The organism is Streptosporangium vulgare, assembly GCF_042428775.1.
Taxonomy (GTDB): domain Bacteria; phylum Actinomycetota; class Actinomycetes; order Streptosporangiales; family Streptosporangiaceae; genus Streptosporangium; species Streptosporangium vulgare.
The window spans coordinates 278544-296517 of sequence record NZ_JBHMBS010000012.1 but is presented as its reverse complement, the minus strand read 5'-3'; the positions used below and the strand labels follow the sequence as shown (position 1 = coordinate 296517).

General features: G+C 72.4%; 14 protein-coding genes. 8 read left to right on the top strand and 6 right to left on the bottom strand.

The window, feature by feature from the left end; all coding sequences use genetic code 11:
* Window positions 1–115 precede the first annotated feature (115 nt).
* The gene (locus ACFFRH_RS25570; RefSeq protein WP_386160058.1) at window positions 116–1945 is read left to right on the top strand and encodes a M14 family metallopeptidase; all 1830 of its coding nucleotides are present in this window, start codon (window positions 116–118) and stop codon (window positions 1943–1945) included.
* 118 nt (window positions 1946–2063) lie between these two features.
* On the opposite strand, the gene ACFFRH_RS25565 is transcribed toward ACFFRH_RS25570, so the two are convergent.
* Window positions 2064–2873, bottom strand: a complete 810-nt coding sequence (locus ACFFRH_RS25565; protein WP_386160112.1) for a class I SAM-dependent methyltransferase — start codon at window positions 2871–2873, stop codon at window positions 2064–2066.
* Window positions 2874–3035: 162 nt separating this feature from the next.
* Here ACFFRH_RS25565 and ACFFRH_RS25560 point away from each other — a divergent pair, with 162 nt between their 5' ends.
* Entirely contained in the window at window positions 3036–3500 is a 465-nt protein-coding gene (locus tag ACFFRH_RS25560; RefSeq protein ID WP_386160056.1) for a hypothetical protein, read from the top strand.
* Window positions 3501–3685: 185 nt separating this feature from the next.
* Here the strand turns inward: ACFFRH_RS25560 and ACFFRH_RS25555 are convergent, their stop codons facing one another.
* Window positions 3686–5221, bottom strand: coding sequence for an aldehyde dehydrogenase family protein (locus tag ACFFRH_RS25555; protein WP_386160054.1), 1536 nt, complete (start codon window positions 5219–5221; stop codon window positions 3686–3688).
* Between the two features lie 191 nt (window positions 5222–5412).
* Window positions 5413–5844 carry a cupin domain-containing protein gene (locus tag ACFFRH_RS25550; protein WP_386160052.1) on the bottom strand — a complete coding sequence of 144 codons (432 nt, stop codon included), beginning with the start codon at window positions 5842–5844 and terminating at the stop codon, window positions 5413–5415.
* A gap of 109 nt (window positions 5845–5953) precedes the next feature.
* Here ACFFRH_RS25550 and ACFFRH_RS25545 point away from each other — a divergent pair, with 109 nt between their 5' ends.
* The 5 genes from ACFFRH_RS25545 (at window position 5954) to ACFFRH_RS25525 (ending at window position 14127) form a co-directional block, all read left to right on the top strand.
* On the top strand, window positions 5954–7609 hold the full coding sequence (locus tag ACFFRH_RS25545) for an SWIM zinc finger family protein (protein ID WP_386160050.1): 1656 nt from the start codon (window positions 5954–5956) through the stop codon (window positions 7607–7609).
* Window positions 7606–9018: a DUF5691 domain-containing protein gene (locus ACFFRH_RS25540; protein WP_386160048.1), complete on the top strand. Its 1413-nt coding sequence runs from the start codon at window positions 7606–7608 to the stop codon at window positions 9016–9018. The genes ACFFRH_RS25545 and ACFFRH_RS25540 overlap by 4 nt, the downstream gene beginning before the upstream one ends.
* Window positions 9018–10085 (top strand): ATP-binding protein, encoded by a 1068-nt coding sequence (locus ACFFRH_RS25535; protein WP_386160046.1) that lies wholly within the window; start codon window positions 9018–9020, stop codon window positions 10083–10085. Before ACFFRH_RS25540 ends, ACFFRH_RS25535 begins: the two co-directional genes overlap by 1 nt.
* 213 nt (window positions 10086–10298) lie before the next feature.
* The gene (locus tag ACFFRH_RS25530) at window positions 10299–12983 is read left to right on the top strand and encodes a DUF5682 family protein (RefSeq protein WP_386160044.1); all 2685 of its coding nucleotides are present in this window, start codon (window positions 10299–10301) and stop codon (window positions 12981–12983) included.
* A complete protein-coding gene (locus tag ACFFRH_RS25525; RefSeq protein ID WP_386160042.1) occupies window positions 12976–14127 on the top strand; it encodes a VWA domain-containing protein in 1152 nt (383 codons plus the stop codon). The genes ACFFRH_RS25530 and ACFFRH_RS25525 overlap by 8 nt, the downstream gene beginning before the upstream one ends.
* A 168-nt stretch (window positions 14128–14295) precedes the next feature.
* Here ACFFRH_RS25525 and ACFFRH_RS25520 read toward each other — a convergent pair whose 3' ends face one another.
* From ACFFRH_RS25520 to ACFFRH_RS25510, 3 genes are all read right to left on the bottom strand, one after another.
* A complete protein-coding gene (locus ACFFRH_RS25520) occupies window positions 14296–14736 on the bottom strand; it encodes an acyl-CoA thioesterase (RefSeq protein ID WP_386160040.1) in 441 nt (146 codons plus the stop codon).
* A gap of 1 nt (window position 14737) precedes the next feature.
* On the bottom strand, window positions 14738–15367 hold the full coding sequence (locus ACFFRH_RS25515; RefSeq protein WP_386160038.1) for a TetR family transcriptional regulator C-terminal domain-containing protein: 630 nt from the start codon (window positions 15365–15367) through the stop codon (window positions 14738–14740).
* A 203-nt stretch (window positions 15368–15570) separates the two neighbouring features.
* Window positions 15571–17028: a DHA2 family efflux MFS transporter permease subunit gene (locus tag ACFFRH_RS25510; RefSeq protein ID WP_386160036.1), complete on the bottom strand. Its 1458-nt coding sequence runs from the start codon at window positions 17026–17028 to the stop codon at window positions 15571–15573.
* Between the two features lie 171 nt (window positions 17029–17199).
* On the opposite strand from ACFFRH_RS25510, the gene ACFFRH_RS25505 reads away from it, so the two are divergent.
* The gene (locus ACFFRH_RS25505) at window positions 17200–17937 is read left to right on the top strand and encodes a TetR/AcrR family transcriptional regulator (protein WP_386160033.1); all 738 of its coding nucleotides are present in this window, start codon (window positions 17200–17202) and stop codon (window positions 17935–17937) included.
* The last annotated feature ends 37 nt before the right edge of the window (window positions 17938–17974 follow it).

The window sequence follows — 17974 nt, the reverse complement described above, 5'->3', positions numbered from 1 at the left end:
CCGAACCGACTCCTCGCGCCCGCAAAATTTGGGCCTTTGCTAATCAACGCCGTTGTTTGACTCTCGGTGGAGGCACGCGACAAAACCCTAGAGTGCGTGTCTGAGGAGGACGCAGGTGAGACGCCGTCTGATCGTGGTGTTCGCCGCCCTGGCGCTGTTGTGTCTCGGCGTGACCGGGGCGGGAGCCTCGGCCGAGCCACAGCCGAACAGCCAGTACAAGGTCCAGGGACCGAGCACCGCCCAGCAGCGAAGCGCGGTGGCCGCCACCGGCGCCGCGATCGACCAGGTCGACCCCGACTCGGTCGTGATCACCGCCAGCGAGACGGAGGTCGCCGAGATCAAGAAACTCGGCTACACCGTCACGAGGATCCCCAGGTCGTTATTCCCGACCGGGCCGGAGCGGCGCTCCGACTTCCCGTCGGCGGACTCCGGCTACCACAACTACGCCGAGATGACCGCCGCGGTGAACCAGATCGTCGCCGACCACCCGACGATCGCCCGCAAGATCAGCTACGGCACCTCGTACGAGGGACGCGACCTGATCGCCGTCAAGATCAGTGACAACGTCGCCACGGACGAGAACGAACCCGAGGTGCTGTTCACCCACCACCAGCACGCCCGCGAGCACCTGACCGTCGAGATGGCGATCTATCTGCTCAACCTGTTCACCGACGGGTACGCCACCGACAGCCGCATCGCCAACCTGGTCAACGGCCGCGAGATCTGGATCATGCCGGATCTCAACCCCGACGGCGGCGAGTACGACATCGCCACGGGCTCCTACCGTTCCTGGCGCAAGAACCGCCAGCCCAACTCCGGCTCCTCGGCCGTGGGCACCGACCTCAACCGCAACTGGGGCTACAACTGGGGCTGCTGCGGCGGCTCCTCCGGCACCACCTCCAGCGAGACCTACCGGGGTTCGGCCGCCGAGTCGGCCCCCGAGGTGAGGGCGGTGTCCAACTGGGTGCGCAGCCGGGTCGTCGGCGGCGTGCAGCAGATCAAGGCGCACATCGACTGGCACACCTACGGCGAGCTGATCCTGTGGCCGTACGGCTACACCTTCAACGACACCGGCCCCGGCCTGACCCAGGACGACCGCGACGCCCACGCGACCCTGGGCCAGAACATGGCCTCCACCAACAACTACACCCCCCAGCAGGCCAGCGACCTCTACATCACCGACGGCACGATCGACGACTGGCTGTGGGGCGTCTACAAGATCTTCAGCTACACCATCGAGATGTACCCGGTCGGCTCCTCGCCGGGCTTCTACCCCCCTGACGAGCAGATCGTCCCGCAGACCACCCGCAACCGGGAGGCGACGCTGCGCTTCCTGGAGTACTCCGACTGCGTCTACCGGATCATCGGCAAGGAGTCGCAGTACTGCGGCACCGGCACCCCGCCGGTGACGGTCTACTCCGACACCTTCGAGACGGCGACCGGCTGGACGACCAACCCGTCCGGCACCGACACCGCCACCTCCGGCCTGTGGGAGCGCGGTGACCCCGAGGCCACCACCTCCAGCGGCGCCAAGCAGCTCGGCACCACCGTGAGCGGCAGCAACGACCTGGTCACCGGCAGGCTCGCGGGCGCCGCGGCGGGCGACTACGACATCGACGGAGGCATCACCAGCATCCGGTCACCGGCCATCACCCTGCCGTCGACCGGGACGCTGAACCTGTCGCTGTCGTGGTATCTGGCGCACGGCTCCAACGCCTCCAGCGCCGACTTCTTCCGGGTGAAGGTCGTCGGCTCCACCACCACCCAGGTGTTCCAGCAGCTCGGCGCGGCCTCCAACCGCAACGGGGCCTGGGCCGTGGCCACGGCCGACCTCTCCGCCTTCGCGGGACAGAGCGTCCGCATCCTGATCGAGGCCGGTGACGCCTCCGGCGCCTCCCTGGTCGAGGCCGGGGTCGACGACGTCAAGATCACCCAGCAACCCTGACCCTCCCTCGGGGCGCCTCCGCCGGAGGCGCCCCGAGCCGTTCCCGTGTCCTTCCCCTCAAGGCGTGGAGGCCCGGAGGCTCCGGAGTTCTGTGGAGGTCCTGGGATTCGCCCGACCCTCAGGCGTGGCAGACCAGCTCGCCGTGGAGCAGCGACAGCCAGCCGTCCGGCTCCCCGGCCCAGGCCCGCCAGCCCTCCGAGACGCGGCGCAGGTCCTCCGGGACGGCGGCGCCCGAGGCGAGCGCCTGGCCGGCCATGTCGGACTTCAGGATCCGCTCGGCCCACATGCCGCCCCACCACGCGCGGTCGTCGGGGGTGGCGAAGCACCAGGTCGAGGAGGTGGCCGAGACGTCGGTGAACCCCGCCGCGTGCGCCCACGACAGCAGCCGCCGCCCCGCGTCGGGCTCGCCGCCGTTGGCCCTCGCCACCTTCTGGTACAGGTCCATCCACTCGTCCAGCTCGGGCCTCTCGGGGAACCAGGCGAACGCGGAGTAGTCGCTGTCGCGCACCGCGACGATCCCGCCCGGCCTGCAGACCCGCCGCATCTCGCGCAGCGCCCGGACCGGGTCGCCGACGTGCTGCAGCACCTGGTGGGCGTGGACGACGTCGAAGGTGTCGTCGGGGAACTCCAGCGCGTGCACGTCCGCCACGGCGAACGTGATGTCGGAGCGCCCGCGCCGCGCCGCCTCCGCGCGGGCCAGCCCCAGCGCCTCCTCGGTGATCTCGACCGCGGTGACCGCGCCGGGCGCGATCCGCTCCGCCAGGTCGGCGGTGATGGTGCCCGGCCCGCAGCCCACGTCCAGCAGCGTCATGCCCGGCCTCAGGTGCGGCAGCAGGTGGGCCGCCGAGTTCTCCGCCGTACGCCATCTGTGGGATCTGAGCACGGACTCGTGGTGCCCGTGCGTGTATACGGCGTCCTTGCCGGTCATGAGGTCCTCCTCGTTGTCGTCACGCTGGTCGGACCATAACACGAGTCTCATATTTCAAGAAGAATCGTCTCACTATATGGTCGTAACAGATTTCGCACCTTTCCATCGCTTGTTGTGACGGGTAGGGCGGGTTCACACTCAGGTCGGATATTCGTTGACACGATGGGGGTGGTCCTCGTGCGCGAGGAGTTCAGTGCTCACGAGACCTGGCCGCTGGGGTGCGCGCACTGCGGGCACCTGTGGCAGGAGGAATACCTCGTCCGCCACCTGACCGACGGGCACGGGCACGACGTCGTGCTCTGGCTGCGGGCCGGTGTCATGGTCCAGCCGCCCTGGTCGGGGACGAACTGCCCCGCCTGCGGCTGCGACGGCGTCCGCGTCTTCCCCCCGAGCGCGCGGCCCCGCCTCACCTCCGCCCAGCTCCCGGTGTTCCCCGAGGTCTCCCCGGTGATTTCCTCCGGTGCCGGACTCCCCCTCGTTCCCGACGCGGAGTCCGGATCCTCACCCGCCGAGCCCCGGCCGCGGCGCCACGCACCGCAGTCCGTCCTGCTTTACGCCCTCCTCGCGGTCGCGTTCGTGCTCTTCACCAGCTTCGAGGTCTTCGAGTACGTGGCGACGCACCACTGAACCGGTGAGCCCGTGAGGACGTCCGGCGCGGATGACTCCCGGGGCGGCCGTGCTCCCGGGAGTTCGTTCCAGAGAGCACGGCCGCCCGGACGTGACCGCCGGGCCCCGGTCGCTACCTCGGCGTCATGGACGTCCGGACGCCGGAGACACCGGGGGCGTCTCGGATGTCGGAGACCTCTTGGGTGTCAGAGGCGGAAGTCCAGGTCGGGGACGATCTCGGCGACGTCCATCTGGGCCTTCTGGAGCCTGCCCGAGTGGTCCCAGTTCATCGCCTGCCAGCGGGTGAACTGGTCGAGGACCCACATCCCCGACTGGCGGCTGCCGTTGCCCGACTTGCCGTTGCCGCCGAAGGGCAGGTGCGCCTCCGCGCCGGAGGTGGAGTTGTTGACGCTGACCATGCCCGCGCCGATGCCCTCGCGAAAGCGGAAGGCCGACGCCGGGTCGGTGGTGTAGATGGACGAGGAGAGCCCGTAACTGGGGAGGTTGGCCAGGTCGACGGCCTCGTCCAGCGTGCCGAAGGACGTCACGCCGACGATGGGGCCGAAGGTCTCCTCCAGGAAGAGCCGGTCGCCGGGGCGGACGCCGTCCACGACCACCGGGTGGTAGTACAGGCCGCCCTCCCCGGTGAAGTCGCCGCGCGGGTTGTCCGGGGTGATGCGGCCGGTGGGACCGGAGACGACCGTGTGGTGCGGCTGGATCCAGCCCAGATACTCCTCGTAGCGCTCGGCGAACCTGCGGTCGAGCAGCGGCCCGCACAGCACGTCCCCCGCGGGGTCTCCGATCGCGGCCCCGGCCACGGCGCGTTCGTACCGGCGGAGGAACTCGTCGTGGACGCTCTCGTGCACGATCACCGTGCCGAGCGACGTGCACCGCTGCCCGGCGGTGCCGAAGCCCGCGAACAGCGCGCCCTCCACGGCGAGGTCGAGGTCGGCGTCGGGCATGACCACCATCGGGTTCTTGCCGCCCAGCTCCAGGCAGGGCGACTGCAGGTGCCGCCCGCACAGCTCGCCGACGCGGCGGCCCACCTCGGTGGACCCGGTGAACCCGACCTTGTGCAGCGTGCCCTCGGCCAGCGCCGCCTCCAGGCCCTCGAACGTCGCGGGGCCGTCGGCGAGTACCAGGTTCAGCACGCCGTCGGGCAGCCCGGCCGCGACGAACAGCCGGTAGAGCGCGTGCGCGGAGGCCGCCGCGTACTCGGCGGGCTTCCACACCACCGCGTTGCCGCACAGCAGCGCCGGTACGAGGTACCACGACGGCACCGCGACCGGGAAGTTGCCCGCGGTGATCACCGCGGCCACCCCCACGGGGACCCGGAAGGTGAACAGGTTCTTGTCCGGCATCTCCGAGGGGACCGTCTGCCCGTACAGCCGCCTGCCCTCGCCGAGGAAGAAGTCGCAGGTGTCGACGATCTCGCGCACCTCACCCAGCGCCTCGGCGTACGGCTTGCCGATCTCGCGGGTGACCAGGCGGGCCAGTTCCTCGGCGTTCGCCTCCACCAGGCGGCCGATCGAGGCGATCACCCGCCCCCTGACGGGCGCGGGGACCCGCGACCACTCCCGCTGCGCGCCGGCGGCCGTGCGGCACGCGGAGGAGAACGCCCTCGCGTCCGCGAGCCGGACCCGCGCGACCACCTCGTCCACGCGAGCCGGGTTGACCGACTCGTAGGCCGCGCCGTTGGACGTTTCTTTTCCGCCGATGACGGAGACGATCTCGCTGGTCACCTTCGACCTCCCGATGTGGACCTGTGCCCGCATTCTCCCCGCGCCGGGGGAGGCCGTCACATCGTCGGTGAGGGCTTTGGCGCCGTCTTCCCCGGTAGCCGTACTTTTCCAGCGGTCCGTACTTTTCCGGCGGCCCGTTCTCCTCCGGTGGCCCGTCCTGCACGCCGTCCGTCAGACCATCACGCCGTCCGTCAGACCATGCGGAAGTCGGCGAAGTCGAAACCGGGGGACACGACGCAGCTCACCAGCACGCCCTCGTCCCCGGCGGGACGGGCGGCCTGCCAGGTGCCGCCGGGCACCAGTGCCTGGAGGAGCTGGCCCTCCTCCACCAGCGGCCCCAGGGTCACGGTGGTCGAGGACTGGCCCTCGTGACCGCCGAGGACCAGCGTCAGCGGGCCGCCCCGGTGCCAGAACCACACCTCGTCGGAGGCGACCACGTGCGGGCGCGACTCCTCGCCGGGCTCCAGCAGGAAGTGGATCCCGGTGGCGGTGGCCCGCGTACCGGCGTACCCGGGCGGGGTGAGGTCGACGGAGGTCCGCCAGGTCTCGCGGAACCAGCCGCCCTCGGGGTGCGGCAGCAGGTCGAGGGCCTCGGCGAGCGGAGGACGCGAAGGAGTCGTCATCGCACCGATTCTAGAGACTTCCGAGGACGCGGCTCCCGGGGGACGTGCCGTGGGACGGCCGTTGCGGACGGGCCCGGATTTGTCGGAGGGGTTGGCTAGGTTCGGGTCCGTGATCGAACGGTGGAACCGGGATCAGGTGCTGGCGCTCGCGCCCGACGCCTCGTCCCAGAAAGCGGCCAAGGGCGTCTCCTCCCCCGGCAAGTGGTCGGGCTCCGGAGCCACCGCCGACGCGGTGTGGGGCGAGTGCGCGGGCAGCGGCTCCAAGCCCTACCGGGCGTGTGTCGACCTGTCCGAGCCCGCCTACCGGTGCAGCTGCCCCAGCAGGAAGTTCCCCTGCAAACACGCTCTGGGCCTGCTGCTCCTGTGGTCGGCCGACGGTGTTCCCGCCGCCGAGGAGCCCGCCGACTGGGTGGGCGAGTGGCTCGACGGGCGGCGCGGCCGCGCGGCCAAGGCCGCGCAGGCGGGGGCGGCCCGCGCGGCCGGAGCCGCCGAGCCCGGCGCCGCCGACGGCCGCAGGGCCGCGCTGCGCGAGCGGCGGGTGACCGCGGGGCTGTCGGACCTGGAGCGCTGGCTCGCCGACCAGGTCAGGCAGGGCATCGCCGGGTCACGGCGCCACGACCAGTGGGACGACCTGGTCAAACGCCTGGTCGACGCCCAGGCGCCCGCCGTCGCGGGCTCGCTGTCGCGCCTCGGCGCCGTGCTGGACGGCGACGACTGGCCCGCCCGCCTGCTCGGCGAGTACGCCCTGCTGCACCTGCTCTGCGTGGCCCACCGCCGTCTTTCCGTCCCGGACGGTGCCGGAGACGGCGGGAGTGCCGGTGCCGGCGACCCCGTCGGCCCCGGCGGCGTGGGAGAGGCGGCGGAGGCCGCCGGGGGTGCCGGTCTCCCGGCGGGAGGCCGGGAGGCGCCTGACGAGGGGGTGTTCCGGGAAACGGCTCCCGCCGGGCTTCTCGAAAGGGTGCGCGACCGGATCGGTTTCCCGGTGACGAAGGAGGAGGTGCTCGCCCGTGACGGCGTTCGCGACCTGTGGGACGTGCTGGGACGCCGCGACGAGGAGCACGACCGGCTGATCGCGCGCCGGGTCTGGCTTCGCGGGCGCGCGACGGGCCGGGCGGCCCTGGTGCTCTCGTTCGCCCCGGTCGGGCAGGCTCTCGACGCCTCGCTCGTCACCGGCACGACCATCGACGCCGACCTGGCGTTCTATCCCGGCTCGGCTCCGCTGCGCGCGGTGGTCGCCGCCCGTCACGATTCCGCTCGCGGCGGTGCGGTCCAGCCCGGTGCCGCTCCTCACGACCCCGTTCCCGGCGATCCCGCCGGGGACGAACGCCTCGGCGACGACCCCCTCGACCCCCTCGACCCCCTCGACCCCCTCGATGCCGTCGACGACGTCCGTGGCGAGCGTGCCGGCGCCGTTCGGGACGAACGCGCCGACGACGACGTCGCCCGTCCCCGTGTCGCCCCGGCCGGTCCGCCGCCCGGTTCGACCGTCGAGCAGGCCCTCGACGAGATCGCCGAGGCCCTGGCGGGTGACCCCTGGCTCGACTCCTGGCCGCTCGTGCTGGAGGGGGTGACCCCCGCGGGGAGCGGTTCGCGGCTCCTGGCCGGGCCCTCCGGCGGGCTGCCGCTCCACCCGTCGGTGGGCACCCCGTGGCGGCTGGTCGCCACCTCGGGGGGCCACCCGCTGACCGTGGCCGCCGAATGGACCCCGAGGGGGCTGCGTCCCCTCACGACCTGGGACGAGGAAGGCAGGGTGATCGTCCTGTGAGCACCTCCGCCGAATGGGAGGACCTGGTGTCCACCGCGCTCGTCGGGACCGACCGGCGCCCCCTGCCCGGTCAGGGGGCGAGCGAGGTCGAGCTGCTCGGGCGCGCGGCCGTGCACACGCTGCGGATGCGCGCGGGGCGGCGGCCGGTCGGCCCGGGTGAGCCGACGGCCGCCGCCCCGCCCGAGGAGCAGCCCGCGGTCTCGCGCGCCGCGGGCGACCGGCTCGCCCGCATCCTCGGTGGCGAGCAGCCGAGACTGCTCGCCGAGTGGCTGGAGACCGCGGCCGCGCGCGGATACCGCCTCTCGCCGCACCTGCTGCCCGAGCTTCTCGACCACGCGGCCAAGGACCGGTCGATCCGCCCGCACCTCGGAGTCCTCGCCGGAAACCGGGGACGCTGGCTCGCCGGTCTGAACCCGGCGTGGGGCTTCCTGCTGGAGGAGGTCACCGGGGTCGCCGCCACCGGCTCCGGCGGGACCTCCCAGGTCTGGGAGTTCGGCACCTCCGGCGACCGCCGCGTCCACCTGGGGGCGCTGCGGGCGGCCGACCCGGCCAGGGCGAGGGAGCTGCTCGCCGCCACCTGGGAGAAGGAGACCCCCGACGACAGGGCGGCGTTCCTGGAGGTTCTCGGCACCGGGCTCTCACCCGGCGACGAGCCGTTCCTGGAGGCCGCGCTCGACGACCGCCGCCGCGAGGTCCGCCACCAGGCCGCCGACCTGCTCACCCGGCTCCCCGGATCGCGCCTGGCCCTGCGCATGGCCGAGCGGGCCGCCCGGTACGTCACCGTCGTCGACGGCGAGATCCACGTCGACCCGCCGGTGGCCTGCGACAGCGCCATGGAGCGCGACGGCGTCCGGGCCAAGGCGCCCCGGGGGATCGGCGAGCGGAGCTGGTGGCTGCAGCAGATCGTGGCCCGCACCCCGCTCGGCGTCTGGCCCCGGCTGCTCGGACGGCCGCCCCGCGACCTGGTCCGGATGAAGATCGTCGACTGGAGCCGCGAGATCATGTCCGGCTGGGTGAGGGCCTCCGTCCTCCAGGGCGACCCGGAGTGGGCGCTGGAGCTCTTCGCCTGGGATCCGCTCGCCGACCTGCTCGCCGCGCTGCCCCGCGACAAGCAGGAGATCGTCGCGGCCGACTTCGTCCGGCGGCACGGCCTGGACGGTCAGCTGATCATGGTTCTCGGCGGGGCCGCGGCCCCCTGGGGGCCCACCCTCGCCAGGGCCGTCCTCCAGAAGATCATCGACGTCTCCGGCACCCAGCCGTGGAACCTCGGGGAGCTGGCCAGGCTCGCCGGTGAACGCATCGACCCCACCCTGCACGGCATGGCCGGCCGGCTCTCGCCGGAGCCGTCCATCCAGGAGGTCGCCGCCCTCCTGCGTTTCCGTGACGACATGTTGAAGGAGCTCACGTAGTGACAACGGTTCTGCGGGCCCACGCCGAAGACCAGTACGCCGAGGAGCTGGCGATCCTGGCCAAGGGCGACGACCGCGCCCGCCCGCCGGGCTGGAAGCTGTCGCCCTGGGCGGTGACGACCTACGTCCTCGGCGACGGTGACCAGATCACCCCCAAGTACATCGGGCCGCGGCGCATCGTCGAGGTGGCCGTGGCGACGCTCGCCACCGACCGCGCGCTGCTGCTGCTCGGGGTGCCCGGCACCGCGAAGACCTGGCTGTCCGAGCACCTGGCCGCCGCGATCAGCGGTGACTCCACCCTCCTGGTGCAGGGAACGGCCGGCACCGCGGAGGAGGCCGTCCGCTACGGCTGGAACTACGCCAGGCTGCTGGCCGAGGGCCCGTCCATGGAGGCGCTCACGCCGAGCCCGGTGATGCGGGCGATGGCCGAGGGGCGGCTCGCCCGCGTGGAGGAGCTGACCCGCATGCCCTCCGACGTCCAGGACGCGCTGATCACCGTGCTGTCGGAGAAGACGCTGCCGATCCCCGAGCTCAACCGGGAGGTCCAGGCCGCCCGCGGTTTCAACATCATCGCCACCGCGAACGACCGCGACCGCGGCGTCAACGACCTGTCGAGCGCGCTGCGCCGCCGGTTCAACACCGTCGTGCTGCCGGTCCCCGCCACCGCGGAGGAGGAGGTCGACATCGTCTCCCGGCGGGTCGGCCAGCTCGGCCGCTCCCTGGAGCTGCCCGAGACCCTCACCGGCCTGGAGGAGATCCGCCGCGTCGTCACGGTCTTCAGGGAGCTGCGCACCGGCGTCACCGAGGACGGCCGCACCAAGGTCAAGTCCCCCAGCGGGACGCTCAGCACCGCCGAGGCCATCTCCGTCCTCACCAACGGCATCGCCCTGGCCGCGCACTTCGGCGACGGGGTGCTCCGCCCCTCCGACGTGGCGGCCGGCATCGCCGGCGCCGTGATCCAGGACCCGGTCTCCGACCGCGTCGTCTGGCGCGAATACCTGGAGACCGTGGTGCGCGAGCGCCAGGACTGGCGCGACTTCTACCGGGCCTGCCGTGACGCGGGCTGAGGCGGCGCTCCCCGGGACGGGCACGTTCCCGGCTCCCGTGCTCGCGGCTCCCGCGTTCCCGGCCCCCGCGCTCCCGGTTTCCGCGCTCCGGGTCCCCGTGCCCGCGCCCCCCGCGCTCTCGGTGCCCGCGCTCCCGGTCTCTCCTTTTCCGGCCCCCGCGCTCCCGGTTTCCGCGTTCCCGGCTCTCGCCTCCCCGCCGGGCGGGGGGCTCGGATGAGCGTCTCCGTGCTGGGCATCCGGCACCACGGCCCGGGGTCGGCGCGGTCCCTGCGCGACGAGCTCGACCGTCTCAAGCCGGACGTCGTGCTCATCGAGGGCCCGCCCGAGGCCGACGAGCTGGTCACGCTGGCCCGTGACCCCGACCTCCAGCCGCCGGTCGCGTTGCTCGCCCACGTGCCGGGCGAGCCGTCCACGGCCGCGTTCTGGCCGTTCGCGGTGTTCTCGCCCGAGTGGCAGGCGATCCGCCACGCCGTCGCGGCGGGCGTCCCGGTCCGGTTCTGTGACCTGCCGGCCGTGCACAGCCTCGCCGTCCGGCCCGGCGCGAGCGGTCACGCCGAGCCGGGGGAGACCGGTGACACCGGACCCGCGGGCCCCCGCGAGGGGGAGGCGCCGCAGGGCGCCGGGGAGCGGGGGCCGGACGCGAAGGCCCCCGGCTCCCCGGGTGGGGCGACCGACGGTGAGAGAGCCGACGGTCAGGAGGACGGCGAGCCGGACGATGCCGCTCCGGAGGCCGTACGGATCGATCCGATCGGGGCTCTCGCCCGCGCCGCCGGATACGACGACCCGGAGCGGTGGTGGGAGGACGCGGTCGAGCACCGGGGCGACACCCCGTTCCACATGATCGCCCAGGCGATGGAGGCCGTCCGCGAGGGGCACGTCGCCGACGAGTACGAGGCGCGGCGCGAGGCGTTCATGCGGCGCACGATCCGCAGGGCGGTCAAGGACGGGTTCGAGCGGATCGTCGTGGTCTGCGGGGCCTGGCACGTCCCCGCGCTGGCGGGCACGGCGCGCGAGGGCGCGCCGTGGGGGGCCGGGCTGCCCACCGTGAAGGCCGACGACGCGCTGCTCAGAGGGCTGCCCAAGGTCAAGGCCGAGATCACCTGGGTGCCGTGGACGTATGGGCGGCTCGCGGCCTGGAGCGGGTACGGCGCGGGAGTGACCTCCCCGGGCTGGTACCACCACCTGTTCGCCTCCCCCGACCGGCCGGTCGAGCGGTGGCTGACCGGGGCGGCCGGGGTGCTCCGCGAGGAGGACCTGCCGGTCTCCTCCGCGCACGTCATCGAGGCGGTACGGCTCGCGGAGAGTCTGGCCGTGCTCAGGGGACGGCCGCTGGCCGGGCTGGCGGAGGTCACCGAGGCGGTCAGGGCGGTGCTGTGCGAGGGCGACGACCTGCCGGTGGAGCTGATCCAGCGACGCATGGTCGTGGGGGAGCGGCTCGGCCAGGTGCCCGACGCCACCCCGATGGTCCCTCTCCAGCGCCACCTGCGCGAGGAGCAGCGGCGGGTGAAGCTCAAACCCGAGGCGCTCGACCGGGAGTACGACCTCGACCTGCGCAAACCTCTCGACCTGGAGCGCAGCAGGCTGCTGCACCGGCTGCGCCTGCTCGGCGTCTCCTGGGGCACGCCCCAGGAGAGCCGGGGCAAGGGCACCTTCCGCGAGTCGTGGTCGCTCGCCTGGCGGCCCGAGTTCGACATCGACCTGATCGAGGCGAGCGCCTGGGGCACGACCGTCCCCGCGGCGGCCGCCGCCCGCGTCCGCGACCTCGCCGACGGGGGAGGGGCGCCCGATCAGACCGCCCGGGGCCGGGCGTCCGGTCCCGGAGGAGGACCGGGGGCGTCCGGTCCCGGAGGGAGCGGGCCGGGCGGGGCCGGTGGACCCGGCGGCATGTCCGGTGGCGGTGCGTCCGGTGGTGTCACGCTGGCCGGGCTCACCGGCCTGGTGGAGCGCTGCCTGCTCGCCGACCTGCCGGAGGCGCTGCCGCACGTGCTCGACGCCCTGTCGGAGCGGGCCGCGCTCGACGGTGACGTCACGCACCTGATGGCCGCGCTCCCCGCGATGGTCCGCGCCCAGCGCTACGGCGACGTGCGCGGCACCCCCGCCACCGGCCTGGCCACCATCGTCGAGGCCATGCTCACCAGGATCTGCGTCGGCCTCGGCGGGGCCGTCACCGGTCTCGACGACGACGCCGCCCGCGACCTGAACCGCCACGTCGACGCCGTCCACGCGGCCGTCGCCCTGCTCGACACCGGGCCCGCCCGTCCTGACGGTTCCCGTGCCCCCGGAGGCTCCGGGAAGGACGACGGGTCCGAGGGAGCGGGCGCCGACGACTCGCGGGCCCCGGCCGGTCCGGCAGGTCCGGCCGGTTCCGGGGAGGAGACGCCGCAGGGGCGGTGGCTGGTGGCGCTGCGCGGGGCCTCCGGCCGTGCCGACCTGCACGGGCTCATCGAGGGACGGCTCACCAGGATCCTGCTGGACGCCGCCGACCTCGACACGGCCGAGGTGGGACGGCGGATGTCGCGGGCGATGTCGGCGGGGCACCCACCGGCGAGGGCGGCCGCCTGGATCGAGGGGTTCCTGTCCGGGGGCGGGCTGCTGCTCGTGCACGACCCCCGGCTGCTCGGGCTGGTCGACGAGTGGCTCACCGGGCTCGCCCCGGAGACCTTCGTCGACGTGCTGCCCCTGCTCCGCAGGACGTTCGGCGCCTTCGCCGCGCCGGAGCGGCGTTCGATCGGCGCCCGTGTCCGTTCCCTGGGGGCGGGCACCGGCGGCCCGGCGCCGGACGCGGAGGACTTCGACGACGAGCGCGCGGCGGCGGCCGTACGGACCGTGCTGACGATTCTGGGGCCGACGATCGCGGAGCCGACGATTCACGGAAGGACGGGCAGCGCCGATGGATGAGAGACTCCGCCGCTGGCGGATGGTCCTGGGCGGAGACGCCGACGGCACCGGGTGCTCGCTCACCGGGACCGACGCCCAGATGGACGCCGCGCTGGCCGCGCTGTACAACGGCCGCGAGGGCTCCGCCGAGCGGAACGCGGGCCTGGGCGCCTCCGCGCCCAGGGTGGCGCGCTGGCTGGGCGACATCCGCTCCTATTTCCCCTCGACCGTCGTCCAGGTCATGCAGAAGGACGCCGTCGAGCGGCTGAACCTGACCCGGTTGCTGATGGAGCCGGAGATGCTGGACGCGGTCGAGCCGGACGTCCACATGGTCGGCACGCTCCTGTCGCTCAACCGGGTGATGCCCGAGAAGGCGCGCGAGTCGGCCCGGGCGCTGGTGCGCAAGGTCGTCTCCGAGCTGGAGCGCAAACTCGTGCAGAAGACGAAGGCCGCCGTGACCGGTGCCCTGGACCGCTCGGCCAGGACCCACCGGCCCAAGCGGGTCGCCGACATCGACTGGGACCGCACGATCCGGGCCAACCTGAAGAACTACCTGCCCGAGCGCAACACGGTGATCCCGTCCAGGCTGGTCGGATACGGCAGGCGGCAGCGGGCGGTCCAGCGCGAGGTCGTGCTCTGCATCGACCAGAGCGGGTCGATGGCCGCCTCCGTCGTCTACTCCAGCGTCTTCGGCGCGGTGCTCGCCTCGATGAGCTCGCTGAGGACCTCGCTGGTCGTCTTCGACACGGCGGTCGTCGACCTCACCGACCAGCTCCACGACCCGGTGGAGCTGCTGTTCGGCACCCAGCTCGGCGGCGGCACCGACATCAACCGGGCCATCGCCTACAGCCAGGGCCTCATCACCCGCCCCAACGACTCGATCTTCATCCTGATCAGCGACCTCTACGAGGGCGGTGTGCGGGAGGAGATGCTCCGCAGGGTCGCCCAGATGACCGCGGCCGGTGTCCAGGTGATCGTGCTGCTCGCGCTCTCCGACGAGGGCGCGCCCTTCTACGACCACGACAACGCCGCGGCGCTCGCGGCCATGGGGGTGCCCGCCTTCGCCTGCACTCCCGACGCCTTCCCCGACCTGATGGCCGCGGCGATCGAGCGCCGTGACATCGGCCAGTGGGCCGAGCGCAGGCTGGAGCGCACCGCCACCTGATCCCGTCCCGGCGAGGGCGGCAGGGCCACGGGGGCCCGCCCTCGCCGGGACGCCGGTGATCGCATCCTCAGGGTGCTCGCCGATGCCGTCAGAGTCCGGCCGCGTGTCACGACGGCCCGGCGGCGGCTCGTGGCGGCTTGTGGCGGTTCGCGATGGCTTGTGGCGCGCTCAGAGGGTGACGGCCAGCAGTTGTCTGAGGGAGTCACGCAGGGGTTCGCTCATCGGGCTCGGCCGGAGTGTGGCCGGGTCGAGCCTGACCTGGACCCGGCGTCCCTCGGCGTGCACGACGGTGTGGTCGGCCGACAGCACGCGGAAGCCGTACACCACGCTGGTGGTGCCCATGTGGTCCAGCCAGAAGTGCACCGCGGCCTCGCCCACGGTGCTGATCGGCACGTGGTACGTGATGGAGAACTCGCGTACGACGAAGAAGATGTCGGCGAAGTGTGGCAGGGCGGGGTCGAAGGGCCAGCCCCGCTCGGCCCAGTAGCCGGACAGGGCTCGTTCGAGAAGCAGGACGTACCGGGCGTTGTGGACGACACCCATCGCGTCGAGGTCGTCGAAGTGGATCTGGACGGGCTGGATGTGCCCGCTTCGCAGGGTGGTCGTCAAGTCATTCCTCCGGGAGGATGCCGGGATCGGTCGCGAGGAAGCGGAGCTGTTCGAGGATGGCGGTGCGGGCGAACCGGTAGCTCTGATCGCGTTTGAGCAGGTGGGTGTGGACGACCACGGCCGAGCCGATCGCCTCGATCTCGAAGGCGAGCTGGGCGGGGTCGGTGCCGGGCCGCAGGTCGCCCAGCTCGACGGCGAGCTCGCTGAGCCGGTCCAGCAGGTCCATCCAGCTGCCGATGGCGTCGGCGATGGCGTCGTGGACCGGGCCGGGGCGGTCGTCGAACTCGCCGTCGACGGCACGGAAGAAGCAGCCGCCGGGCAGCCGCCCCGACCGGTAGAAGGCGAGGCGGTGCTCGTGCAGGGCCCACAGCCTGCGCACCCCGCGGGGGGCACGCAGGGCCGGCGCGATGATGTGCTCGATCCACTGCCGCCGGGCGTGCTCCACGATCGCGAGTTGGAGCGCTTGTTTGTCAGGCCAATGAGTGAAAAGTCCGGACTTGCTCACGCTGAGTGTCGCGGTCAGCCGGGCGAGCGACAGGCCGTCGAGCCCCTCGACCGAGGCGAGCCGGACGGCGGCGTCGAGCACCGCCTGACGAGTGCGCTCTCCGCGCTGGAGCCGTCCGTCGATCATGTCTGGAAACTCTAGCAAACAATATGAACGATCGGTCGTTAATATTTTTTCCCGCGCGGCCCGGGACGCCGTGAGAGGGCGGCCCGTGACGGGCCGCCCTCTCACCGGTGGGTGTCAGGGTGCGGCCTCCTGATCGGCCATGTCCGCCGGGGAGCAGGTCAGCGGGCGGCCTCCTGATCGGCCCGCGCCCGCCGGGGAGCAGGTCAGTGTGCGATTTCCTGCTCGGCCCGTGCCCGCCGGGGGAGCAGGAAGGCGGTCGCGAAGGTGACGGCGAGCAGGCCCACCTCGACCCAGATCGTGAGCAGCATCGCGTCCTCCAGGCTCCGGCCCTGCTTGACGAGGCCGAAGAAGAGTGTCCCGATCGCCGCCGTACCCAGGGCGCCGCCGAGTTGCTGGACGGCGGTGAGGGTGCCGGAGGCCGAGCCGGACTCGTGGGGCTCCACCCCGGCCAGCACGATGTCGAAGAACGGCGCCATGATCAGGCTCATCCCGGCACCGGTGAGCAGCAGGGCGGGGGCGAGCTGCCACGGGGTGACGCCCATGCCGGCGATGTTCAGGGTGAGGGCGACCCCCGTGACGCCCCCGGCCATCGCGACCGCGCCGATGTGGATCAGCCTGCGCCCCACCTTCCGCGCCAGTCCCGAGGCGTTGACGAGGACGAAGCCGATCAGGGTGCCGATGGCGTTCGGCAGGCCCGCGAGCCCCGCCTTCAGCGGGTCGTAGCCCAGGGCGATCTGGGTGTAGAGCCCGAACACCAGGGAGAAGCCGACCATCCCGGAGAAGAAGACGAGGCCGGTGATCAGACCGCCGGTGAAGGAGCGCTTGCGGAACAGGCTCATCACCACCAGCGGGTCGCCACCCGCGCGCTCCTTGCGGTACTGGTGCAGGCAGAAGAGCGCGAAGACCGGGATCGAGGCGGCCATCAGGGCGAAGGTCCACGCGGGCCAGTCGAGGTCGCGGCCCTGCACCAGGGGGAAGATCAGCAGGAAGGAGGCGGCCGAGACGAGCCCGGTGCCGGTCAGGTCCAGGCGCGAGGCGTGCGAGGTCTTCGACGCGGGCAGGTAGCGGAGCGCGCCGAGGAGGGCGATCAGGCCGATCGGCAGGTTGATCAGGAAGATCATGCGCCATCCGGTGCCGAAGAGGTCGCCGTCGACGAGCCAGCCCGCGAGGACGGGACCCCCCACCGTCGACAGCGCCATGACCGGGCCGAACGCGCCGAACGCGGCGGCCAGCTCCTTGGGCGGGAAGACCTCCTTGATGATGCCGAGGCCCTGCGGCACCATCACCGCCCCGGCCAGGCCCTGCAGCACCCGCGCGCCGATCAGCATCTCGGGGGAGGTGGCCAGGCCGCACAGCAGGGAGAACAGGGTGAAGCCGAAGGCGCCGACGACGAACATGCGCCTGCGCCCGTAGAGGTCGCCGAGGCGGCCCCCGGTGACGAGGCCGATGGCCATCGCCAGGGTGTACCCGGCGCTGAGCCACTGGATCATGCTCGACGAGCCGCCCAGCTCCTTCTGGATGGACGGCGCCGCGATGATCGTGATCATGGCGTCCATCAGGTCCATCACCTCGGCGGCGAGGACCACGAAGAGGGCGACCCAGCGCCATCGGTACGGCTCCGCACCGGTGGGGGAGGAATCGGTCTCGACCGTGTGTGTCATGGGGGATCCGATCTGAAACTTCGATGGCTGAAGAACACTGTTCGTTGGCCGCGAACACTGTTTTATAAACGAACATCGTTCGCGTCAAGTACGCCGTTCGTGATTTACGAACGATGTTCGCGGAAAGTACAGTGTTCGCGACCCTGATCCGCCGCGGTATAGGATCGGCGCGTGACCGAGATCCCCGCCCCGCCATGGCGCAAGACCCGCAAGGTGAGCGCTCCGCGAACGGTCCTGAGCAGGGATCTCATCGTCACCACCGGGCTGCGCGTCGTCGACGCCGAGGGGCTGGAGGCGCTGAGCATGCGCCGTGTCGCCCAGGAGCTCGGCACCGGTCCCGCCTCGCTCTACGCCCACGTGGCGAACAAGGAGGAGCTGCTCGACCTGATCTACGACAGGGTCATGAGCGAGATCCACGTGCCCGAGCCCGAGCCTGAGCGCTGGCTGGAGCAGATCAGGGAGCTCATCCTCGACGCCTACCGGGTGTTCTCCTCCCACGCCGACATCGCCAGGGTCGGCCTCGCCAGCATCCCGACCGGTTTCAACGCGCTGCGGGTCGCCGAGGGGCAGCTGGCCATCATGCTCGCGGGGGGCGTGCCGCCCAGGATGGCCGCCCTGATGATCGACCGCCTCGGCCTGTACGTCTGCTCGGACGCCTACGAGAACTCCCTGTACATCAACCGGCAGCGTGAGAGCGGCATGGAGCCGGAGAGGTTCGCGAGCGACTTCTTCGGCCAGATCGGTGCGTTCTACCGCAGCCTGCCCGCCGACCGGTTCCCCAACATCGTCGCCCAGGTCGACAACCTGATGGACGGCGACGGGACGGACCGGTTCGAGTTCGGGCTCGCCCTGCTCCTGCGGGGCCTGGCCTCCCATGTCCTGGACGCCGGTCCTACGACCAAGGGCTGATCCGAAAGCCCGATGCGCACCACCGCGCGCCGGCCGT